At 71.4% G+C, this 20,189-nt stretch carries 23 protein-coding genes and 1 riboswitch; of the genes, 6 read left to right on the top strand and 17 right to left on the bottom strand.

The features are described 5' to 3' along the window. The first annotated feature begins 66 nt into the window (after nt 1-66). Nucleotides 67-969, top strand: coding sequence for a LysR family transcriptional regulator (locus L3Q65_RS14865; RefSeq protein ID WP_237600006.1), 903 nt, complete (start codon nt 67-69; stop codon nt 967-969). Here L3Q65_RS14865 and L3Q65_RS14870 read toward each other — a convergent pair. From L3Q65_RS14870 to L3Q65_RS14880, 3 genes are all read right to left on the bottom strand, one after another. Next, nucleotides 959-1,777, bottom strand: coding sequence for an NmrA family NAD(P)-binding protein (locus L3Q65_RS14870; RefSeq protein WP_182889074.1), 819 nt, complete (start codon nt 1,775-1,777; stop codon nt 959-961). The genes L3Q65_RS14865 and L3Q65_RS14870 overlap by 11 nt on opposite strands. Next, the gene (locus L3Q65_RS14875) at nt 1,774-2,346 is read right to left on the bottom strand and encodes a TetR/AcrR family transcriptional regulator (protein ID WP_182889073.1); all 573 of its coding nucleotides are present in this window, start codon (nt 2,344-2,346) and stop codon (nt 1,774-1,776) included. Before L3Q65_RS14875 ends, L3Q65_RS14870 begins: the two co-directional genes overlap by 4 nt. 61 nt (nt 2,347-2,407) lie before the next feature. Beyond that, nucleotides 2,408-3,004 carry a nucleotidyltransferase family protein gene (locus L3Q65_RS14880; protein ID WP_182889072.1) on the bottom strand — a complete coding sequence of 199 codons (597 nt, stop codon included), beginning with the start codon at nt 3,002-3,004 and terminating at the stop codon, nt 2,408-2,410. A gap of 110 nt (nt 3,005-3,114) precedes the next feature. On the opposite strand from L3Q65_RS14880, the gene L3Q65_RS14885 reads away from it, so the two are divergent. Continuing rightward, nucleotides 3,115-3,489: a nuclear transport factor 2 family protein gene (locus L3Q65_RS14885; RefSeq protein WP_182889071.1), complete on the top strand. Its 375-nt coding sequence runs from the start codon at nt 3,115-3,117 to the stop codon at nt 3,487-3,489. A gap of 229 nt (nt 3,490-3,718) precedes the next feature. Then, nucleotides 3,719-3,818: riboswitch (glycine riboswitch) on the bottom strand. 33 nt (nt 3,819-3,851) lie between these two features. Here L3Q65_RS14885 and L3Q65_RS14890 read toward each other — a convergent pair. Beyond that, a complete protein-coding gene (locus L3Q65_RS14890) occupies nt 3,852-4,433 on the bottom strand; it encodes a MerR family transcriptional regulator (protein WP_009078853.1) in 582 nt (193 codons plus the stop codon). Nucleotides 4,434-4,692: 259 nt separating this feature from the next. Here L3Q65_RS14890 and L3Q65_RS14895 point away from each other — a divergent pair, with 259 nt between their 5' ends. Then, entirely contained in the window at nt 4,693-5,322 is a 630-nt protein-coding gene (locus L3Q65_RS14895; protein WP_182889070.1) for a TetR/AcrR family transcriptional regulator, read from the top strand. Nucleotides 5,323-5,358: 36 nt separating this feature from the next. Here L3Q65_RS14895 and L3Q65_RS14900 read toward each other — a convergent pair whose 3' ends face one another. The 7 genes from L3Q65_RS14900 to L3Q65_RS14930 all read right to left on the bottom strand — a co-directional run bounded on the left by L3Q65_RS14900 (nt 5,359) and on the right by L3Q65_RS14930 (nt 9,679). Further along, a complete protein-coding gene (locus tag L3Q65_RS14900) occupies nt 5,359-5,832 on the bottom strand; it encodes a bifunctional nuclease family protein (RefSeq protein ID WP_009078856.1) in 474 nt (157 codons plus the stop codon). A gap of 212 nt (nt 5,833-6,044) precedes the next feature. Beyond that, nucleotides 6,045-6,815, bottom strand: a complete 771-nt coding sequence (locus L3Q65_RS14905; protein ID WP_237600007.1) for a MerR family transcriptional regulator — start codon at nt 6,813-6,815, stop codon at nt 6,045-6,047. Further along, nucleotides 6,812-7,282, bottom strand: a complete 471-nt coding sequence (garA, locus tag L3Q65_RS14910) for a glycogen accumulation regulator GarA (protein WP_009078859.1) — start codon at nt 7,280-7,282, stop codon at nt 6,812-6,814. Before garA ends, L3Q65_RS14905 begins: the two co-directional genes overlap by 4 nt. A gap of 125 nt (nt 7,283-7,407) precedes the next feature. After that, nucleotides 7,408-7,791 carry a glycine cleavage system protein GcvH gene (gene gcvH, locus L3Q65_RS14915; protein ID WP_237600008.1) on the bottom strand — a complete coding sequence of 128 codons (384 nt, stop codon included), beginning with the start codon at nt 7,789-7,791 and terminating at the stop codon, nt 7,408-7,410. 46 nt (nt 7,792-7,837) lie between these two features. Beyond that, nucleotides 7,838-8,446 carry a CDP-alcohol phosphatidyltransferase family protein gene (locus L3Q65_RS14920; RefSeq protein WP_237600009.1) on the bottom strand — a complete coding sequence of 203 codons (609 nt, stop codon included), beginning with the start codon at nt 8,444-8,446 and terminating at the stop codon, nt 7,838-7,840. Nucleotides 8,447-8,898: 452 nt separating this feature from the next. Then, nucleotides 8,899-9,132, bottom strand: a complete 234-nt coding sequence (locus tag L3Q65_RS14925) for a hypothetical protein (protein ID WP_182889067.1) — start codon at nt 9,130-9,132, stop codon at nt 8,899-8,901. Nucleotides 9,133-9,484: 352 nt separating this feature from the next. Next, nucleotides 9,485-9,679 (bottom strand): hypothetical protein, encoded by a 195-nt coding sequence (locus tag L3Q65_RS14930; protein ID WP_237600010.1) that lies wholly within the window; start codon nt 9,677-9,679, stop codon nt 9,485-9,487. A gap of 13 nt (nt 9,680-9,692) precedes the next feature. Here L3Q65_RS14930 and L3Q65_RS14935 point away from each other — a divergent pair, with 13 nt between their 5' ends. Then, nucleotides 9,693-9,923, top strand: a complete 231-nt coding sequence (locus L3Q65_RS14935; protein WP_237600011.1) for a hypothetical protein — start codon at nt 9,693-9,695, stop codon at nt 9,921-9,923. A 21-nt stretch (nt 9,924-9,944) separates the two neighbouring features. Here L3Q65_RS14935 and L3Q65_RS14940 read toward each other — a convergent pair whose 3' ends face one another. Together L3Q65_RS14940 and L3Q65_RS14945 are read right to left on the bottom strand one after the other, a co-directional pair. Next, nucleotides 9,945-11,651, bottom strand: coding sequence for an AMP-binding protein (locus L3Q65_RS14940; protein ID WP_237600012.1), 1,707 nt, complete (start codon nt 11,649-11,651; stop codon nt 9,945-9,947). Between the two features lie 35 nt (nt 11,652-11,686). Next, nucleotides 11,687-12,529: a crotonase/enoyl-CoA hydratase family protein gene (locus L3Q65_RS14945; protein ID WP_182889064.1), complete on the bottom strand. Its 843-nt coding sequence runs from the start codon at nt 12,527-12,529 to the stop codon at nt 11,687-11,689. Nucleotides 12,530-12,638: 109 nt separating this feature from the next. Here L3Q65_RS14945 and L3Q65_RS14950 point away from each other — a divergent pair, with 109 nt between their 5' ends. Then, a complete protein-coding gene (locus L3Q65_RS14950; RefSeq protein ID WP_182889063.1) occupies nt 12,639-13,514 on the top strand; it encodes an alpha/beta fold hydrolase in 876 nt (291 codons plus the stop codon). A gap of 84 nt (nt 13,515-13,598) precedes the next feature. Here L3Q65_RS14950 and L3Q65_RS14955 read toward each other — a convergent pair whose 3' ends face one another. Together L3Q65_RS14955 and cobA are read right to left on the bottom strand one after the other, a co-directional pair. Then, nucleotides 13,599-14,360: a PIG-L deacetylase family protein gene (locus tag L3Q65_RS14955; RefSeq protein WP_220506580.1), complete on the bottom strand. Its 762-nt coding sequence runs from the start codon at nt 14,358-14,360 to the stop codon at nt 13,599-13,601. 30 nt (nt 14,361-14,390) lie between these two features. After that, nucleotides 14,391-15,617, bottom strand: coding sequence for a uroporphyrinogen-III C-methyltransferase (gene cobA / locus L3Q65_RS14960; RefSeq protein WP_182889061.1), 1,227 nt, complete (start codon nt 15,615-15,617; stop codon nt 14,391-14,393). Nucleotides 15,618-15,840: 223 nt separating this feature from the next. Here cobA and L3Q65_RS14965 point away from each other — a divergent pair, with 223 nt between their 5' ends. Beyond that, nucleotides 15,841-16,983, top strand: coding sequence for an HAF repeat-containing protein (locus L3Q65_RS14965; RefSeq protein WP_237600013.1), 1,143 nt, complete (start codon nt 15,841-15,843; stop codon nt 16,981-16,983). Between the two features lie 111 nt (nt 16,984-17,094). Here the strand turns inward: L3Q65_RS14965 and L3Q65_RS14970 are convergent, their stop codons facing one another. After that, nucleotides 17,095-18,987 carry a VWA-like domain-containing protein gene (locus L3Q65_RS14970; protein WP_237600014.1) on the bottom strand — a complete coding sequence of 631 codons (1,893 nt, stop codon included), beginning with the start codon at nt 18,985-18,987 and terminating at the stop codon, nt 17,095-17,097. 82 nt (nt 18,988-19,069) lie between these two features. Next, nucleotides 19,070-20,131 (bottom strand): AAA family ATPase, encoded by a 1,062-nt coding sequence (locus L3Q65_RS14975; protein WP_182889058.1) that lies wholly within the window; start codon nt 20,129-20,131, stop codon nt 19,070-19,072. Between the last annotated feature and the right edge of the window lie 58 nt (nt 20,132-20,189).

Genomic DNA, 20,189 nt, shown 5'->3' on the forward strand with positions numbered 1-20,189 from the left:
CGACCCTGCCGCGTCGGCGGTCATCGGTCCAGTTCACATTTCTCGTGAAGGACATAAGCTGAACTGATGTCTCCCTCGTTGCGCCAGCTCGAGTATCTGGTCGCGGTCGCCGACACCGGCGGCCTCACCGCGGCCGCGGACAGCTGCCACGTGTCGCAGTCGGCGGTGTCGCTGGCGATCGCTTCGCTGGAACGGACTTTGGGCGTGCAGCTCATCCTCCGCGGCCCCGGCCGCACGACCGCGCTGACCGACGCCGGCCGCCAGGTCGTCGGCGAGGCCCGCGCGGTGCTCACCTCGGTGGCGGAACTCGGCGCCGCCGCCCGCGACTACGGCCGAGACCTCGCCGGACGCCTGAACTTCGGCTGCTACACCCCTCTCGCGCCGCTGCACGTGCCCGCCGCGCTGGCGACCTTCCGCGCCCAGCACCCGGAAGTCGACGTCTCCTTCGTCGAAGGCACCCTGCCGGACCTGCAGCACCTCCTGCTGGAGGGCCGCTGCGACCTCGCCGTGCTGTACCGGCAGGACCTGATGCCCGGGATCGCGGCGGACACGCTGTACGACCAGCCGCCGAGCGTGCTCCTCCCCTTGGCGCACCCGTTGGCCCGCCGCAAGACGGTTTCGCTGCGCGCCTTGGCCGGCGAACCGTTCGTCCTGCTGGACGTACCGCCGTCGGAACGTTATTTCCGGGACGTCTTCGCCGCTGTCGGCCTGCCGATGCCGGTCGCGCACCGGACGACGAGCTTCGAACTGGCGCGCGCGCTGGTCGCCCGGGGCCTGGGCTACACGCTTTCCGTGCAGCGGCCGCCGTTGGAACTTTCCGTCGAGGGCACGCCGTTCGCCGTACGTCCGCTGCGCGAGCGGGTTCCGACGACGCCGGTCGTGCTGGCCCGCGCGGAGGGCGCGCGGCTGACCCGGCGGGCGGAGACGTTTCGCGCTTTCTGCCGGGAGTTTTTCGGTTCTAGAGCGTGATTCCGCGTGGTTCGCGGCCGAGAAGCTCGGCCAGTACCGGGCTCGTCTCGGCGAAGTGGCCTTGCCGGGAGGCCTCGAACATCGACAGCTTCATCCGCGCCGCCTCTTCCGGCTCGCCCGCGACCCACTCCTCGTCCCCCACCACGACGCGCCGCACCGCACGCCCGCTGACCCGCGACGCGAGTTCGGCCACGTCGTCGAACGTCACCGCCTGCCGAGCGGTCAGCGTCACCGGTCCGTCGAATGCCCTGTCCCCGGCCAGAATCACCGCCGCCGCTTCCGCGGCATCCGCCCGATCGGTCCACGAAACCGGGCCGTCCGCCGGGGCCTCGATCACCCCGTCCTCCCGCCAGTTCCCGAGCAGCCAGCCGATGCTGTGCGCGTAGAACCCGTTGCGCAGCGCGGTCCACGCGACCCCGGACCCGGCGAGGATCCGCTCGGTCGCCGCGTGCTCCGGACCTGGCGGAAAAGGCGTGTCCATCCGGGAATTCTGATGACTGGTGTACAGGATCCGTTGCGCCCCGGCCGCTACCGCCGCCTCGATGCCCGCGCGGTGCAGACCGACCCCGTCCGCGTGCGGATCGTTCGAGGAGACCAGCAGGACTTTTTCCGCCCCTTCAAACGATTTCCGCAGTGCCGCGGGATCCTCGTAGGAGCCCTGCCGCACCCGCACACCCCGGTCCGCGAGGTGCCGCGCCTTGGCGACATCCCGGACGCTGACGCCGATCTCCTCCGCCGGGACGCGCTTGAGCAGATGCTCCACAGTCGCCCCGTTGAGCGCGCCGGTCGCCCCCGTGATCACGATCATGCCCGGATTCCCTTCAGCAATGGCAGCAGGATGTCGTCCACGAGATGCCGCAGGAACGGCTCGTCGCACGGCTCGCCGGCGAAGACGATCCGGTGCACGATCACTCCCGGCGCGACTTCGGCGAACAGCTCAGCCGCGCCAGGCGCCCATGCGGTGCGCGGCAGCCGATCCGCCATCGCCGTCTGGTCCCGGCGCAGGATCCGGCGCATCTCGTCCGCGAGCCGCGGATCGCTGCGCATCCCCGCGAACAGCGCGCCCAGCACCCCGATCTCCTGCTCGGCGATCTCGCGCGCCAGCCACCGCACGACGGCCAGCACGTTTTCCCGCAGTCCGCCGGAGACCGCCTCGGGCGGAACCGAGGTTTGCCGCTGCTCCACCGCCGCCGCGACGAGGGCCGCTTTGTCGCGGTACCGCCGGTAAACCGTCGTCTTGGCAACACCGGCACGGGCCGCGATCGCTTCGATGGACAGCTGGTCGTATCCGGCTTCGCGCAGCAGCGCCAAGGCCGCCTCGTGGATCGCGGCATCCCTGCGGGCATCGCGCGGCCTGCCCACTCCCGGCGCTTCCATCGGCTCCCTTTTCAATACGCTACCGTTTCGTATCGAAACTACGCCCGAGCCGGCACCCCCGTCAACCGGGCCACGGCAGAACGGTCAACTCCGGCCATTGTTCTTGCCAGCGCCGGGCTTTCGCCTCATAGCTGCTCCGCGGCGCGTGCCCGGGATTCGGCCGCACGACGAGGTCGAACAGGTCCGAGAAGCCGTGCGGCGCGTAAACCCGCCACTCCTCTCCGACGAGGCGGATCCCGAGGCACGGCGTCGTGGAGGGGAACGAATCGATGGCCGCCTCGGTGGACGGGTACGGCGCGCACGGCACGCCGAAGCGGTCCTCGTACCAGAGGTGCACCCGCGCCTCGTTGCGAATCTCCACTGTCGCCGGGAGATCCCCGAACCTCCGGACGCCCTCCTCGATGACCGCGTTCTCCGCGTCCCAGCTGAGATCCGAATCGTCGAAGTAGAACAGGTCGTAGTCCTTGATGCCCTCGGCGGGCGGACGTCCGGTCACCACGTTCCACACGGTCTGGCACAGGCAGCCCGCCGTCAGATACCAGCCGGGAAGAGCCGGCTCCGCCGCTCGCGCGAGCACTTCGGACACCAACTCGTTGCGTGTCACGATCTCGCGGAATTTCTCCAGTTGCCGGTCGATCGCCAGGCGGCCGTAGTCCATGCCCCGGTTTAGCACGGCGAACCGATTACCTCCCGCGTAATCGACCAGCCGCGGATCTTCGGACACGCTTGGCCCTGCCGAAAACGGGACGACACAAGGAGGACCCCGACATGACCGCCACCGCACCGACCGCGACCGACCTCGCCCGCCGCTACCTCGACGTCTGGAACGAGACCGACCCGCAGCAGCGCCGCAGGCTCGTCTCGGAGGTGTTCGCCCCGGGCGCGACCTACACCGATCCGCTCGGCGCGGTCACCGGACAGGACGAGATCGACGGATTCATCGGCACCGCGCAGGAACAGTTCGCCGGGCTGGTCTTCAGCCTGCCCGCGGAGCCGGACGCGCACCACGATCTCGCCCGGTTCCAGTGGTACCTGTCGGCTCCGGGCGCCCCCGAGCCGATCGCGATCGGGTTCGACGTCATCGAGATCGCCGACGGCCGGATCGCCAAGGTGCACGGCTTCCTGGACAAGATCCCGGGCTGATCCCCGGAAACGCCGGGGTTGTGGTCTTGACCACAGAGCCGAGGTTCAGACCACCCGGGAGGTCTGAACCTCACCCGGCGAAGCCGCCACGCCGGAAAAGAGGCGTGGCCCTCCCCACTCTGTCCGTACCCCGCGGGGCGCCTGAGAGTTTCACCCGCGTGGATAGCCGGGTTTGCACCGTCGGCGGCATCGGCTGGTGGTCTCCTGCCGAGGCGCTTTCCAGAGGCGTCTCGTCCGCGCGGTCCAGGGTGCCTGAGAGGTTCCGGGGAGGACTTGCTCCTTCGGCGCCGGACCGGGGATGCCGGTTCGGTCTCTCCCGCGCGGGTTCGTCGATCGCGCGCCCAGTCTAGCGCGGACCAAGATCAGCCCGTGCGGCGGGCGTTGCGGCGCTGCGTCAGCTCGTCGGGCACGACGGCCTCGACCAGACCGCCGTCGGCGCGCTCGGCCGGGAACTCGTGGATCGTGCCGCTGATCTCCTGCATCGCCCCGCTGACCGCGATGCCGAACACGCCCTGGCCGCCCTGGAGCAGATCCACGATCTCCTCCGGCGACGTGCATTCGTACACCGTGGTGCCGTCGGAGAACAGCGTGACCTTCGCCAGGTCGCGCACCCCGCGCACGCGCAGGTGGTCCACCGCGACGCGGATGTTCTGCAGCGAGACCCCGGTGTCCAGCAGGCGTTTCACGACCTTGAGGACCAGGATGTCCTTGAACGAGTACAGCCGCTGCGACCCCGAACCGTGCGCCGTCCGGATGCTGGGCGCTACCAGCTTCGTGCGCGCCCAGTAGTCCAGCTGGCGGTAGGTGATCCCGGCGATCTGGCAGGCCGCGGGACCGCGGTAGCCGACCAGCTCGTCGGGCAGCGAGGCGTCGGGGAACAGCTCGCCCTGCTCGCCGTCGGCGACAGGTCCGGCAGGTATCTCCGGACGACCAGCCTCGACCACCGCAAGCCTCCCCTCGCCCGGCCTCGCGGCGGGGCGTTCGACAGGCCGGTCGAGCCCAGGATCGGGATCGGCCGGGGAAAACTGCCACGAGCGCGCCGGGTCGGCGAATCACATCGTGGCGATTTACCGCCTTTGACGGTAAGGCTGCGCCGCGAGCCGGTCAACGCGACGCGCGGCGGACCTCAAGCCCGTGTCGAGGCTTTGGCCCGTTCGCCGTACGGGATTGACACTTTTTACTCAGTCAAGTAACTTGTTACTCATGCAAGTAAACATCGACACGCAAGCCGAACTCGGCCTGAGCGTCACCGAGGCCACCACCCGGGCCCAGATCATCGGCGCGACCATCGCCACGATCGCCGACCACGGGTACGCGCGCACCACCTTCGCGCGCATCAAGGAACGGGCCGGGCTCAGCAGCACGCGGCTGATCTCCTATCACTTCACGAACAAGGCCGGCCTCATGCAGGCGGTGCTGAGCACGGTGTCCGAGACCAAATCGGAATACCTGCGCGAGCGCAGCCAGGGCGTCGACCCGGCGGACCGGCCGGGAAACCTGCGCGCGTACATCGAGACTTCCGTCGCGTTCCTCCGCGACTACCCGCAATGCGAGCGGGTGCTGGTCGAGATGGCCGCGCACGCCGACGACCGCGACGGATGGGCGATGACCGGCGTCATGGTCGGGCAGCTGCGCACCGGCGCACTGCGGCGGCAGCTGGAACAGGGCCGCAAGGAAGGGGCGTTCGGCGACATCTCGCCGGAGATCGTGGCGCTGTCGATCGCGCAGGCCATCGACGGGGTCGCCGCCGCGTACGCCGCCGATCCGTCCGTGGACCTGGACCGCTACGGCCGGGAACTGGCGGACCTGTTCGCCCGCGCCACCGCGCGATGAGCTCGTGCCCGGCGGGAAACCGCCGGGCAGGGGCGATCAGGTGTCGGCGCCGCGGAAGTCTTCCGGGGACACCGAGTCGAGGAACTCGCGGAACTTCTCGACCTCGTCCTCCTGCTCGTCCGGGATGATCAGCCCGGCTTCCTCGAGCACGGCGTCGACCGCGTGGATCGGGACGCCGATCCGCAGCGCCAGCGCGACCGAGTCGCTCGGGCGGGCCGACACCCGGATGTCGCCGTCGAAGACCAGCTCGGCGAAGAACGTGCCTTCTTTGAGGTCGGTGATCACGACCTGCTCGAGCTCGCGCCCGAGCGCGCCGATGACCTCTTTGAGCAGATCGTGGGTGAGCGGCCGGGCGGGCCGCACGCCTTGCTGTTCCAGGGCGATCGCGGTGGCTTCGACCGAGCCGATCCAGATCGGCAGGTACCGCTCGCCCTCGGTCTCCCGCAGCAACAAGATCGGCTGATTGGCGGGCAGTTCGACCCGCACGCCGACGACGCGCATCTCGCTCATCGGGCTTCGCCTCCCTCTCGTGCACACGGGCCGCAGCGCTGGCGACGGCTGACGACCGTTGTCTCCGACGCTACCCGTCATCCGGGCGCTGTGCTCGCTCGCAGCGGACATTCTCGGTTCGTGGTCTCGCGAACCGTCTCTCACGGTACGGCATCCCGGCGCTGAGGTTCAGTCATTGACAAGTGACCGGAACCGCGTCTCGGGCATACGGGTCAGTCGCCGGCGACGCCGCGGATGCCGGCTTTGACGAGCAGCGTGTGCAGCGTGACCGACAGCGCGGCCAGTTCGCGCACGACCTCGTCCGCGCGCGCCTTCGCGTCCGCGTCCCGATGCCGGTACGCCGGGGTCACGATTTGCTCCAGCAGGCCGACCTCGCGGTCGGCCGCGGCGCGGAACGCGCGCAGGTGCCGCGGTTCGAGCCCGAATTCGGTCATCGCCTTGACGGTGCGGGCGATCAGGACCGATTCCGGGCCGAAAAAACCCGCCGCGCCGGGGCGCAGCAGGCCGTACTGGCACAGCTCGGCGAGCATCGCGTCGTCGATGCCCGCCTGCTCCAGCAGGTCTTCCTGGGTGAGCCGGAGCTCCGGCCCGGTCTCGAAGTCCGCCGCCGCGGGCAGTCCCGCCGGATCGCTCCCGTCGCCGAGCGGCACGAGCCGCCGCGGCAGCTGGGGAGCCGACGGGACCGGCGCGGGCGGTTGCGCACCCGCGTCGGCCGCGTCGAGCTGCTCCTTGATGACCTTGAGCGGGAGGTAGTGGTCGCGCTGCGCGGACAGCACGTACCGCAGGCGTTCCACGTCCGCGGGCGAGAACTGCCGGTACCCCGAGGGCGTGCGGCCCGGGCGGACCAGGCCTTCCGCCTCGAGGAAGCGGATCTTCGAAATCGTGACATCGGGGAAGTCCCCGCGCAGCTGCGCGAGCACCGCCCCGATGCTCAACCCGTCCCGCCGGGCCTCCTGACGACCGGGCTGCCCGGCCGCCGTCACTGCGCCCCCTGGCCCCCGTGCCCCGGGCCGGTCAGGAAGACCAGACGGAACTTGCCGATCTGCACCTCGTCGCCGCCGGCGAGGACGGCCTGGTCGACCGGCTCGCGGTTGACGTAGGTGCCGTTCAGGCTGCCGACGTCGATCACGACGAACTCCCCGCCCTCGCGCCGGAATTCCGCGTGGCGGCGGGAAACCGTGACGTCGTCGAGGAAGATGTCGCTGTCGGGGTGCCGTCCCGCGCTGGTGGTGTCGCGGTCGAGCAGGAAGCGGGAGCCCGCGTTGGGCCCGCGCTTCACGACCAGGAGGGCGGAACCCGGCGGCAGGGCGTCGACGCCCTGCACCGGTGCCTCGGCGGCCGGCGCGGACTCCTGCTGGCCTTCCATGTCGGCCAGGAAATCGGCCCGGAAGACAGAGGTCCGCTCCGGAGACTGCTCCGGGGGAACGCCGGGCCCGTCGTTCGTGCTCACCTGAGCTCTCCTCTACGCATGAAGTGTTGTCATCGACCAAGAACGTGCAGCTGTCAACGTACCGTGCCCGACCGGCCCGGAACCCTCGGGCTCCCCTTGAGGCTCACCACGCCCGGCCGAACGGCTCAGCCCTTGATGAGCGCCTGGTACGCCTCGGCGTCGAGCAGCGCTTCGAGACCGGCCGGGTCGTCGAGCCGGATCTCCACGAGCCAGCCCTCGCCGTAGGGGTCGGAGTTGACGAGCTCCGGCGAATCGGCGACCGCGGAGTTGACCGCGACGATCTCGCCGTCGACCGGCGCGAACAGCTCCGAGACGCTTTTCGTGGACTCGACCTCGCCGAACGCGTCGCCCGCCCCGACCTGCTTGCCGACCTCGGGCAGGTCGACGAACACGACGTCGCCGAGCTGGTCCTGCGCGTATTCGGTGATGCCCACCCGCACGAGCGAACCCTCGCGGGTCGCGACCCACTCGTGCTCCTCGGTGTAGCGCAGTTCTTCCGGAGTGGTCAACGCCGCTCCCCTTCCTGGTGCTGGCTTTCGTGCCGACAATCTTCCATCACCGGGTGCGCAGCGCGCGAGCCGCCTGCACGACGTAGAGCGCCCCGGACCAGACATACAGGACGCCGCCCCACACCATGAACGCGTAGGCGATCGGCCGCGCGACCGCGGCGACGTCCGAGCCGCCCTGCGTGAGCAGCAGGAACGGGAAGGCGTACATGAGCACGAAGGTCGCGCCCTTGCCGATGTAGGTGACCTCGGGCGGCGCGAACCCGCCGCGCCGCAGCAGCATCACGCACACCCCGAGCACCAGCTCGCGCAGCACCAGCGGGACGACGACCCACCACGGGATGATGTCGCGGATCAGGAAGGCGACGAGCGTGGCGAGGATGTAGAGCCGGTCCGCGGCGGGGTCGAGCAGCTGCCCGAGCCGCGACATCTGGTCGAGCCAGCGGGCGAGCTTGCCGTCGAGCCAGTCGGTGAGCGCGGAGAAGATCAGCAGGGCGAGCGCCCAGCCGTCCTCCTTCGGGCCGAGCAGCAGCCACAGGAACACCGGGACGCCCGCCAGGCGCAGCAGCGACAGCAGGTTGGGGATGGTGAGCGCCTGCCGCCACAGGGAGGGCTCGGCCTTGGCCTCGTTCTTGGGCTCGTCGGGGACCGTGGTCACGCGGTCAGCCTAGAGCGAGCCGGGTCGCGAGGTTTCTCCCGGCGGGTGAAGTTCGGGGTTCCGCCTCGCCGGGCACCATGCCGAAGTCCGCGAGGGGAACTCTGATTCCCGCGGGGTTGCCCTCACGGACTTTCGCGGGAGCGACGCCAGCGCACCGCGCTGCCGGCGGCATTGGTGCGTCAGACGCGCCCAAAGCGGCATTGGGGCGCTCGGCCCGGCGGCGGATCGGAACGGCGCGGGCGGACCCGGCTCGTCCGGCACTGGGCCGCTTCCGCCGCGGCCGCGCGAGCGGATCCACAGCCCGGGGATGCGACGGCGCGGGCCGGGAACGAATCGGCGCCGGGGACGAATCGGCGCCGGGGACGAATCGGCGCGATGACGGGGAAAACGGCGGATCCGCCGGACGGCGGCCGGAACCCCTCCCCGGTTCCGGCCGCCGTCCGGCGGAAGTCTCAGCGGGCGCGGCGCCTGCTGGCAGCGCGGCGGTGGCTCCAGCCGCGGCGCTGCAGCTGCGCGTTGCTCAGCGTCTCGGGACGGCCGCGGCCGTCGGTGCCCACCCAGCGCGGGCGCACGGCTCCGGCTTCGAGAACGTAGGGGCGGCCGCCGCACCACACCACGCTGCAGGGTTCGGTCGGCGGGCCGGTCGGGGTGTCGGTCTCGGCTGCGGGGACGGTTTCGGTGCTCATGCTCTGGGTGACTCGTGCTCTCTGGCGTCGGGCTTCGGGGACCTGGAACGCGCGGGGCGCCTGTCCTCTACGTCGGCGCGGGACCGCCGGGCGTTAACCGCCTCGGGCCGGATTCCTCCGAACGATGCGTCCGGGCGATGCGGATTTCCCAGTCCGGAAACCGGAAAACAACCGTCCACAGTAGACAGAACCGGATCCGTTCCGGTGTGTCGGTGCCGCTCAGCGGGGGCGCGAGGGGCCAGAATGGGCGCGACCCCGGAGAAAGGATCGCGGTGCTCCCGTCGAAAACCGTGTACGGGCCGCTGTGCGCGGCTGTGGTGGTTTTGCCCGCGCTCACCGCCTGTTCGGGGGATCAAGCGACACCGGCGGCCGCCTCGTCGGCGCCCTCCGCGATCGCCTCGGCGGCGCCCAGCACGCACGCTCCCCCGCCGCTGCCGCAGACGGCGGGCGCGAGCAGTACGCCCTCCGCGCCCAGCAGCAGCGCGGCCGCGCCGAAGCCGTCGAAACAGGCGCCGCCGTCCGCTCCGGGCACGTGCGGCACGGTCACCGCGGCGAGCGGGATGACGTTGTACGTCTACGACGACAAAACCGTCCCGTGCGCGGACGCGATGGCGCTCGTCAAGAAGTTCCACCAGGCGATCAACGGCCGCCAGGCGGCGGGATCGAACAATCCGGTCAACGCGACCGTCGACGGCTGGCTGTGCGTTTCCGGCCCGCCCGCCGCGCAGGGCGGCACCACGTGCAGCAAGGGCGGGCAAACCGTGCTGGCGGCGGTGGTTCCGGCCGAGTAAGACCCCGGCCGGAACCACGGCTCAGGACTTGAGGTCCGGGAAGTCGTCCTCGCGGAACTCGCCCTCGGGCCGTTCGCCGCCCTCGCGGCCGCGCAGTTCGACCCGGCGGATCTTGCCCGAGATGGTCTTCGGCAGCTCCCCGAACTCGAGCCGCCGGATCCGCTTGTACGGCGCGAGGTGCTCCCGCGCGTACGCGAGGATCTCTCGCGCGGTCTCGGCGTTCGGCTCGCGTCCCGAGGCGAGCACGACGTACGCCTTGGGCACGGCCAGCCGGATCGGGTCCGGCGCGGGAACCACGGCCGCCTCGGCGACCGCTTCGTGCTCCAGCAGGACGCTCTCCAGCTCGAACGGCGAGATCCGGTAGTCCGACGCCTTGAAGACGTCGTCGGTGCGGCCGACGTAGGTGATGTAGCCGCGCTCGTCGATCGAGCCGACGTCGCCGGTGTGGTAGTAACCGTTCGCGAACGCGGCCGACGTGCGCTCGTCGTCGTCCGCGTAGCCCGCCATCAGGCCGACCGGCCGGTGCGCCAGGTCGAGGCAGATCTCGCCCTCGGTCGCGCGCTCGCCGGTCACCGGGTCGACCAGCGCGACCGCGAACCCGGGCAGCGGGCGGCCCATCGAACCGGCCACGACGTCCTGGCCGGGCGTGTTCGCGACCTGGACGCTGGTTTCGGTCTGCCCGAAGCCGTCCCGGATGGTGACGCCCCACGCCTTCTCGACCTGCTCGATCACCTCGGGGTTGAGCGGCTCCCCCGCGCCGACGACCTTCTTCGGCGGCGTCCGCAGCGCGGTCAGGTCCGCCTGGATGAGCATCCGCCAGACCGTCGGCGGCGCGCAGAAGCTGGTGACGGCGCACCGGTCCATCTGCGCCATCAGCGCGGCCGCGTCGAACCGCGCGTAGTTGTACAGGAAAACGGTCGCTTCGGCGTTCCACGGCGCGAAGAAGTTGCTCCACGCGTGCTTGGCCCAGCCCGGCGACGAGATGTTGAGGTGGACGTCGCCCGGTTCCAGCCCGATCCAGTACATTGTGGACAGATGGCCGACCGGATAGGACACGTGCGTGTGCTGCACGAGTTTCGGTTTCGCGGTGGTGCCCGAGGTGAAGTACAGCAGCAGCGGGTCCTCGGCGCGGGTGACCCCGTCCGGGGTGAATTCGGCCGACGACGCGTACGCGGTTTCGAAGGCGTGCCAGCCGGAAACCGGTTCGCCGACCGCGATGCGCGTGTAGCCGCCCGCTACGTCGGCGAACTTCTCCGCGTCGACGTCGCGCACGATCACGTGCTTCGCGTTGCCGCGCTCGACGCGGTCCACCAGGTCGGCCGGTCCGAGCAGCGTGGACGCCGGGATCACGACCGCGCCAAGCTTGATCGCCGCGAGGATGGTCTCCCACAGCTCGCCCTGGTTGCCGAGCATGACGATCACCCGGTCGCCGCGCGCGACGCCGAGGCCGCGCAGCCAGTTGGCGACCTGGTTGGACCGGGCCGACATCTCCGGGAACGTCCAGCGGTTCTCGGCGCCGTCCTCTTCCACGATCCACAGCGCGTACCGCTGCGCGTTCGCCGGATCCGCCGCGATCGCGTCGAACCAGTCGGTGGCCCAGTTGAACTCGTCCAGCCGCGGCCACGCGAACTCCCGGTAAGCGGTTTCGTAGTCCTCGCGGTGGGCCTGCAGATAGTCCCGCGCCGCGCGGAATGCCTGGTAGCCGGTGACCTCAGCGCCGTTGCTCACGTCGTACTCCTCGTGCTCGCTTTCCCGTGCCTGTTTTACTCGCCCTTGAATTCCGGCGCTCGTCGCTCCAGGAAGGCCTGCACGGCTTCCTGGAGGTCCTTGCTCGGCAGGAACGCGGAGTTCCACGCGGCGACGTAGCGCAGGCCCTCGGCGACCTGGCGTTCAGTGTTCGTCGACAGCACCTGCTTGGTGCCCTGGACGACCAGCGGCGGGTTCGCGGCGATCTCCGCGGCCAGCTCGCGGGCTTTGGCCAGCACGGTTTCCTGGTCCGGGTACACGTCGTTGACCAGGCCGATCTTCTCCGCCCGCGCGGCGTCGATGTCCTTGCCGGTCAGCGCGAGCTCGCGGACGTGGCCCTCGCCGACGATCGGCGCGAGGCGCTGCAGGCTGCCGATGTCGGCCACGATCGCGACCTTCACCTCGCGGACGCTGAACTTCGCGTCCGCACTGGCCAGGCGGATGTCGGCGGCGGTGATGACGTCCACGCCGCCGCCGATGCACCAGCCGGACACCGCGGCGACGACGGGTTTGCGGCATTCGGCGATCGAGCTGACCGCCTGCTGCAGCCGCTGGACCTCGCGGTGGAACTCGGTGCGCGGCCCGGCCAGCGCGTCGCCGGCCAGCAGCGGGGCCCAGCTGCCCATCATCGCGGGCAGGTCGAGGCCGTAGGAGAAGTGCTTGCCGCTGCCGGTCAGGACCACGGCGCGCACGCGCGGGTCGGCGTCGAGGGCGGCGAACACCTGCGGCAGCTCGCGCCAGAAGTCGGGGCCCATCGCGTTGCCCTTGCCCGGGCCGAGCAGGGTGACCTCGGCGACCGCGCCGTCGAGGTCGACGCGGAGCGAGGCGAGTTCGGGAAGGGCGGCTACTGGTTCGGTCATGCGGCCATCTTTACTCATCCCGGCCACCCCAGCTCATCCGGTTGACACTGTGCCAACGGCGCTGCGGGATGCTTTCCTGGAGACCCGAGGTGGAGAGGGAGGCGCCCGTATGGATCCGGCACCCGTGCCCGTCGCCGACGCCCCGCCGGCGGAACCCGCGGCGGCCCGCAGGGCGAGGCCGATCGAGCTGTCCGGCTCGTTCCGCCACGAGGGCCAGCGCCTGTGCTACACCGAATACGGCAGCGGCGACCGCGTCGTGGTGCTGATGCACGGGATCATGTTCACCCGGCGGATGCACGCGCCGCTGGCCAGGCGGCTCGCCCGCGCCGGGTTCCGCGTGGTGACCCTCGACCTGCTCGGCCACGGCGACTCGGACCGGCCGACGCAGTCGTGGCGCTATTCGATGCCCGCGTTCGGCGAGCAGGCCGTCGCGCTGCTCGACCATCTCGAGATCGAGGACGCGGTGGTGGGCGGCACCTCGCTGGGCGCGAACGTGGCGCTGGAGGTGGCGGTGGCCGCCCCGTCGCGGGTGCGCGGGCTGGTGGTCGAAATGCCGGTGCTGGACAATGCGATCATCGCCGGGCTGCTGACCTTCGCACCCCTGTTGTTCGCCGCGCGCTTCCTGCCCGCGACGGTGCGCGGGGTGGCGTTGGCCGCGCACCTGGTGCCGCACGGCAACCAGTGGGTGGACGTCATCACCGACACGCTGAGCCAGGAACCGGCTCCGATGGCCGCGTTGCTGCACGGCGTGCTGTTCGGCCGCGTCGCGCCGCCCAAGTCGATCCGGGGCACGATCACCACGCCGACGCTGGTGATCGGGCACGAGGGCGACCCGATCCACCCGTTCGGCGACGCGGGCAGCCTGGCCGAGGACCTGCCGAACGCCGAGTTCGTCCAGGCCCGCAGCCCGGTCGAGCTGCGCTTCGACCCCAAGCGGCTCAGCGCGGCGATCCGGGACTTCGCCTTTCGCCGCTACCCGGCCTGAGCCCGGAGCCTCGAGGTTCGTGCGGGGGTCCTGACGGAATCAAAGTCCCTCAGGACCCCCGCATGACCTTCCGCCGGGGCCATGTCAGTCGTCGTCGGGTAAGTGCGGAGGCGCCTGGAGGTCGTGGGCGCGGAACAGGACGGCGTGCTCCACGTCCATGGCCTTGCCGCTCATCGCCGCGAACTGCGGGATGAAGTCGGCGGGCGCGGGGTGGTCCGGGAGCGCGGCCAGGTACGCGGCGTGCGCCTCCAGAGACGCGACGCCGCGTTGCAGCGGTTCTCCCGTGACGTCGACGCCGTGGGTCGCCCCGGAGCCGGGGAGGCCCGGGACGAGGTACCAGCGCGCCGAATGCGGTGCCAGGCCCTCGTCGTCGATCTGCTCCGGGAAGACCCACCGGTTGCCCGCGTCGCGGATCGCGTCGAGGGTCGCGAGTCCGACAGCGCGGTGGTCGGCCTGGTCGAAGCCGTAGGGCGTTTCGACGTCGAATCCGCAGCCGAGCACGACGTCGGGCTTGAACCGGCGGATCTCGCGGGAGATGTCCCGGCGCAGGTCGAGGCCGTAGACGAGCACGCCGTCCGGATGGTCGAGCACGGTGAGGCGCTCGACGCCGACGGCCGCGCAGGCGTTGCGCTGTTCGGCGACACGCAGGCGGGCCGTCTCCTCGGGCGGGTTCGGCATGCCTGCCTCGCCGCGGGTGAGCAGGAGGTAGGCGACCTCGATGCCGCGCGCGGTCCAGCGCGCGACGGCGGCGGACGTGCCGTACTCCATGTCGTCCGGGTGCGCGACGACGCAGAGCACGCGCCGGAATGACTCCTCGGGCAGGGCAGGCAAGGTCATACCGGACATCTTCGCGCGCGGACGGCGCGTTGTCCGGCGTTATCCGGCCTCATTCCGGTCAAGTCCGGCGACCGGGCCGAACACGATCACCGCGGGCGGGCGGACTCCCGCGGCCGCCGCCTCCTCGGCCACCGAGGCGAGCGTCGACCGCAGCACTCGCTGGGTCCGCATGGTCCCGTCCTCGATCACCGCGACCGGCGTGTCGCCGGGGCGGCCGCCTTCGAGCAGGGCGGCGGCGAACTTCGGCAGCCGTTCGACGCCCATCATCAGCACGATCGTCCCGCGCATCCGGGCCAGCAGCGACCAGTCCACCAGCGATCGCTCGTCCCCCGGCGCGACGTGCCCGGACACGACGACCACCTCGTGCGCGACCCCGCGGTGCGTCACCGGCACGTCCGCCACCGCGGGCACCGCGAAGGCCGAGGTGATGCCCGGGACCATCGTCACCGGCACGCCCGCCTCGGCGCACGCCTGGACCTCTTCGAACCCGCGGCCGAACAGGTACGGGTCGCCGCCCTTGAGCCGGACGACGAACTTGCCTTCCTTGGCCTTCTCGACGAGCGTCCGGTTGATCACCTCCTGGCTCGCCGCGCGGCCGTACGGGATCTTCGCCGCGTCGATGACCTCGACCTCCGGCGCGAGTTCGTCCAGCAGGTCTCGCGGGCCGAGCCGGTCGACGACCACGACGTCGGCGCGCGACAGCAGCCGCCGGGCGCGGACGGTGATCAGGTCCGGGTCGCCGGGCCCGCCGCCGACCAGCGCGACGCCGGGCAGCGTGCCTTCCGGATGCGGCTGGCGGCCGTCCTCGATCGTGCCCGCGTGCAGGCCGTCCAGCATCGAATCGCGGACCGCGGCCGAGCGGAGCGGCTCGCCGCCGGACAGGACGCCGAACAGGAGGCCGCCGTGCCGTCCGGTCGCCGGGGTCACCGCCGAACCGGACTCGCCCTCGTCGGCGCGGACGCAGAAGACGCGTTCCCGTTCGGCCTCGGCGCAGATCTCGGCGTTGGTTTCCGGGCTGTTCGTGCAAGCCAGCGCGTACCAGGCGGCCCGCAGGTCGCCCTCGGTGTAGCGGCGCCGGTGCCAGACCAGTTCGCCCGCGTCCGCCATCCCCTGCACCGACGGCGTCGTGTGCGGCGACACCAGTTCGACGCGGGCGCCCGCGCTGATCAGCCGGGGCAGCCGGCGCTGGGCAACAGAACCGCCGCCGAACACCACGACGCGGCGGCCGGTCAGGTTCAGGCCGGAAAGGTAGTGCGGGTCGTCCATGCGCGGAAGTTTATGGGCGGGGCGCCGTCTCGCACGCCGAGCGTGGGTCATGCCACGCCGGGGACGTCGCTTACGCCGCCAGGGTTAACACGACGGCAAAAATACGTCGGCTGTCCGCAGGCAAATCCGGCGCCACGGGAGTAATTCCGCGCGCAGGTCGTACCACCGCTGCCTCGGGAAACGACTGCTTGTCGCACACTGCCGCATCAGATGGGGAGTCATGATGACCAGGAACAGTGCGACCGGACGAAGACGCGCGTGCTCGCTCGCCGCCGCCCTGCTCGTGTTCGCGGGCGCGACGACCGGGACCGCCCGGGCCGATCCGCTCGCGCCGACTGATCTCGCTCCGCTGCCCGGGGACGACCAGAGCCTGGCGCTGGCGGTCAACGAGGCGGGGACGGCGGTCGGCACGTCGTCGGCGGGCCGCGACCCGCGCCTCGACCACCCGGTCCGCTGGGACACCGCCGGGCGCCCGACCGCGCTGCCGACCCCGGGCGCCGCTCAGGGACAGGCACGCGCCATCAACAGCCAGGGCGTCGCCGCCGGGTACGTGCTGACGCCGACCATCGCCATCCCGGCGCGGTGGGACGCCGCGGGCCAGGCGACCTTGATGCCGCTTCCGCCCGGCTACCACAACGCGATGGGCGAGAAGATCAGCGACACCGGCGTGGTCGTCGGGGAATGGCAGACGCCGGACGGCCTGCAGCACCCGTTCCGCTGGGACCCGGACGGCCAGGTCACCGACCTCGGGACGCTGCCGGGCGACACGTGGGCCGTCGCCACCGGCATTTCCGCCGACGGCACCATCGTCTCCGGCCAGGATTCCAACCCCGCGAAGGCGCACTCCGTGCGGTGGGTCAACGGCGGTCCGATCACCGATCTGGCCCCGGCCGCGTGGGCCAGCGCGAACAACGTCATGAACCGGAACGGCACGATCGCCGGGCACCTGACCGACGTCGAGCACGGGAGCTCTGCCCCGGTGACGTGGGACCGCGACGGGGTCCTGCGGCACCTGCAATGGCCGAGCGCGAATCCGGTCTGGCTCAACCAGGTCAGCCCCGCCGGGTATGTGACCGGGAGCGGCTATCTCTATCCGCCGGACCGGGATTCGGTGCTGTGGGATCCGGACGGGAATGTGTATCTGATCGACGGAGACGTCGCCGGGGTCGACTCGAACGGGAACGCGGTGGGGGCTTCGCAGAACCGCGCGACTGTTTGGTACGACAACGGGAACACCGTGCGGTTCGGGATTCTGCCGGGCGGCAGTCACAGCAAGGGCGAGTGGATCACCGACAGCGGGTATGTGGTCGGGAGCGCGGACACCGCTGGCTACAAGATGCACGCGGTGGCTTGGAAACTCGGGTAGCGCCGGATGCGGCCGGGCGAGCCTCGCGCCCGTCCGGCCGTGTGGGCGGGGATCGCTCCGCGTTGCCTGTTTCTGTTGCTGCGGCGGCAATCCTGCGATCTGGCACCGGACTCACTCCACCCGGAAAACCGGACCGCGCGGCACGAACGGCAGCCGGGCGCCGCGCGGAACCAGGAACGCGTGTTCCCGCAACGGCCGCACGTGGTCGCATTGCGCGTCGGTGATGATCAGCACCGGGCCGTCCGCCGGGAAGTCCGGGGCGCGGCGCAGCAGGTCGACCCCGGGCTGCAGCCGGGTGCCGCCGCGGCCGCGGACTTTCACCTGGCCCGCGATGTCTTCCACGGCAAGGTATCCGGCGTCGTAGGCGGCCGCGTCGCAGAACACCACCCGGGCGGCCGGGACGTCGCGGGCGCGGGCGTACGACGCGATCGCGCCGAGTGCCTTGCCCAGCAGTTCCGCGTTCATCGACCCGGACGTGTCCAGCACGACGCCGAAGGTCGCGCGGCGCTCGAGCCGCTCCGGGCGGACCCGGCCCGGGCGCGGGATGTCCGGCGTCGCCGACTGACGGCGCGACGCCCGCGAGTAGCTGCGCACCGGCTGCTCGGCCCGGACGTGCTCGTCGAACCACTGGGCCAGCTGCGCGTCCCACGGCAGCGGCGGGTGGTCCAGCGCGCGGATCTCCTGTTCCAGCCCGAGCGGCAGCAGGCCGCGGCCCTGCGCTTGGTGATAGACCAGGCCCTGGCTGAGCGCGCGGCGATAGAACTCGTCCAGGTCGATGCCGCCGGTCCGGTCGCCGTCGCGCCACGGCAGCGGCTTGGGTTCGGTCCGGCGCGACGAGCGGCGGGCGGCCGCGTCCGGCTCGGACAGCCAATCGCCGAGGACGTCGCCCGCCTCGCGGCCGCCCAGCGTGCGCAGTTTGCGGGCGCGGCGCAGGTCCGTGGTCAGCGTGTCGTACACCGATTCCGCGGACAGTCCGGCTAACTGCGGATCGTGCAGCCCGTCGCCGGGCAGCTCGCCGACGCCGAGGGCGACCAGCCAGCCGTTGATCACGTAGTCGCAGGCGACGTTCCACAGGTACGGGTCGCGGCCGAGCGCGCGGCGGTCGTGCCGGAGCGCGGCGTGCAGCATCTCGTGGGCGAGCACGAACCGCCATTCCTCGGCGGTCAGCGCGGCGTGCGGGTTGACGTAGATCTCGCCGTGCTCGGCGTCGACCGCCGCGACGGAAATGTCCCAGGCGCGGACCACCTCCGGGTCGGCGGTCAGCGTGAACCCGGCGGCCACCGCGCCCAGCAGCGGGAACGACGAGGCGAACCAGCCCAGCGCGCGGTCCCACTCCCCCAGGCTCCGCCGGTGCCGGGTCTGGCCGCGCGCGTCGGCGGCCTGCTCCATCGCCTCGGTGGCCGAGGCGATCAAGCCGTGCGCGAACCGCTCGGTCCACGGCGCCGACTTCCCGCAGTACTGGGCGTGCCAGCGGCTCGGCGGCTCCGCGAGCGCGAGACACGGCCGATCGCCGCCGGTGCCGAGCGACCGGAAGACCTCCGGAACGCCGGTGTCGCGCCAAGCGCGGGCAAGGGAAAGCTCGTCCGTGCCGGGGAATTCGGGCAGGAGCGTGAGCGGGGTCCCGACTCGCACCGCCTCCGCGAACCGGTGCACCGCAACGCAACATGCCGCGCTGTAGCTCGCGTCGACTTCGCGGCCGGCAGCGATCGCGTCCGCCTCGGCGAGCTGCTCCTCGTCCAGATGACCGAGGCCCAGGTGCAGCAGCAGATGCGCGAACACCCACGCCCATTCGGCGGGTTCGGCGTCGCGGGCTCGGTTCGCGGTGACCAGGCCGCTGGCGGCGACCACGGCCCAAGCTTCGGAGCCGGTCAGGCTGGTGCGGTCCAGGCTCGCGCCCTCCGCGAGCCGTTTCAGGACGGTGTTCGCGCGGACCATCGCCCATCCCGCGTCGATCGCCTTGTTCCGGCGTTCGCGGAGGCGAGCGTCGGAGCGGACGCTGCTCATGCCGGCACCTCGAGGACGAGTTCCACGCTGGCCGACAGGGAGGTGCCAGCACGAATAACCATGATTCGCTCGCAAGCTGCGCTCATGCCCGGGCCGCCACCAGCCGCGGCAGGTCGCGTGCGGCTTCGACCAGGAACCACGACGGCAGGCGCGGGTTGCCCGCCTCGTCGTCCGCGATCACGAGCTGCGCCATCTCCAGCGAGATCTCCGCCAGTTCGACCAGCAGGCTCTTCGCGCGGAACGCGAACTGGCGCACCGCCGCCGACGCGTGCCGCTTGTCCGCGGGCAGGTCGCGGGCCAGCCGGACGCGGAAGGTCTCGGCGAGGAAATAGAGCAGGTCGCGCTCGCCCGGCTCGGCGGGCCAGCGCGCGTCGCCCTTGAGGATCGCTTCCAGGTCGTAGGCGTGCCGGGCGACCTTGAGATAGGACCGGAACGCGCCGGCGTGCTGCGGGGTGAGCGTGGCGTAGGCGAGCAGCCCGGCGGTCTCGTCGTCGAGCGGGTCGGCTGCCGAGTGCAGCAGGTCGGACAGCATGTGCCAGGACCTGGGCGTGGAGAACGGTTCCTCGGTCTTCGGCGGCTGGCTCCACAGGTGGTCCGGACGCTGGGCGAGGTACTCGACCACCGCCGGGTGGATGTCGTGGCCCGCCGCCCAGGCGAGCCAGTCGCCCGCCGACGCGCGCAGGTGCAGGTGGACCAGCCGGTTCACCAGCGCCGAGGCCATCGGCCGGGCGAGCGCCTGGTCGGTGGCGCGGTTTCCGGCGCCGATCACTACCGAACCGGGCGGCAGTTCGTAGGAGCCGATCCGGCGGTCGAGGATCAGCGAATAGAACGCCTTCTGCACGTCCGGCGACGCGGCGTTGAGCTCGTCGAGGAACAGGCAGTACGGCTCGTCGCGGGCGATCTGCTCGGGCGGGCAGAACCGGCTGCGGCCCTCGGAAATCTGCGGGACGCCGATCAGGTCCTCGGGCGCGAGCTGCGTGCCGAGCAGCGAGACGCATTCGAGGCCGAGCGCCGCCGCGAATTCCCGGACCAGCGACGACTTCCCGATTCCGGGCGCGCCCCAGAGGAAGACCGGCCGGACGACGGCGGTCGTGAGCAGGATGTCGGGCAGCTGGGCAGGCGTGACCGTGAGCTGGGCGTGCACAACGCGGACCTTTCCGGTGTCGGGACATCCTCGTGCGACGCCCGTTCCGTGCCGTCAT

The organism is Amycolatopsis sp. FU40 (genome assembly GCF_021903635.1).
GTDB lineage: Bacteria > Actinomycetota > Actinomycetes > Mycobacteriales > Pseudonocardiaceae > Amycolatopsis > Amycolatopsis dendrobii.

Excerpts from the sequence above, each read along its gene's own strand:
- cobA (WP_182889061.1), bottom strand. The coding sequence starts at position 15,617 with ATGGACGACCCGCACTACCTTTCCGGCCTGAACCTGACCGGCCGCCGC.
- L3Q65_RS14925 (WP_182889067.1), bottom strand. The coding sequence starts at position 9,132 with ATGAGCACCGAAACCGTCCCCGCAGCCGAGACCGACACCCCGACCGGC.
- L3Q65_RS14945 (WP_182889064.1), bottom strand. The coding sequence starts at position 12,529 with ATGACCGAACCAGTAGCCGCCCTTCCCGAACTCGCCTCGCTCCGCGTC.
- L3Q65_RS14865 (WP_237600006.1), top strand. The coding sequence starts at position 67 with ATGTCTCCCTCGTTGCGCCAGCTCGAGTATCTGGTCGCGGTCGCCGAC.
- L3Q65_RS14935 (WP_237600011.1), top strand. The coding sequence starts at position 9,693 with ATGACGTTGTACGTCTACGACGACAAAACCGTCCCGTGCGCGGACGCG.
- L3Q65_RS14950 (WP_182889063.1), top strand. The coding sequence starts at position 12,639 with ATGGATCCGGCACCCGTGCCCGTCGCCGACGCCCCGCCGGCGGAACCC.
- L3Q65_RS14875 (WP_182889073.1), bottom strand. The coding sequence starts at position 2,346 with ATGGAAGCGCCGGGAGTGGGCAGGCCGCGCGATGCCCGCAGGGATGCC.
- L3Q65_RS14895 (WP_182889070.1), top strand. The coding sequence starts at position 4,693 with ATGCAAGTAAACATCGACACGCAAGCCGAACTCGGCCTGAGCGTCACC.
- L3Q65_RS14870 (WP_182889074.1), bottom strand. The coding sequence starts at position 1,777 with ATGATCGTGATCACGGGGGCGACCGGCGCGCTCAACGGGGCGACTGTG.
- L3Q65_RS14880 (WP_182889072.1), bottom strand. The coding sequence starts at position 3,004 with ATGGACTACGGCCGCCTGGCGATCGACCGGCAACTGGAGAAATTCCGC.
- L3Q65_RS14955 (WP_220506580.1), bottom strand. The coding sequence starts at position 14,360 with ATGTCCGGTATGACCTTGCCTGCCCTGCCCGAGGAGTCATTCCGGCGC.
- L3Q65_RS14965 (WP_237600013.1), top strand. The coding sequence starts at position 15,841 with ATGACCAGGAACAGTGCGACCGGACGAAGACGCGCGTGCTCGCTCGCC.
- L3Q65_RS14970 (WP_237600014.1), bottom strand. The coding sequence starts at position 18,987 with ATGAGCAGCGTCCGCTCCGACGCTCGCCTCCGCGAACGCCGGAACAAG.
- L3Q65_RS14900 (WP_009078856.1), bottom strand. The coding sequence starts at position 5,832 with ATGAGCGAGATGCGCGTCGTCGGCGTGCGGGTCGAACTGCCCGCCAAT.
- L3Q65_RS14885 (WP_182889071.1), top strand. The coding sequence starts at position 3,115 with ATGACCGCCACCGCACCGACCGCGACCGACCTCGCCCGCCGCTACCTC.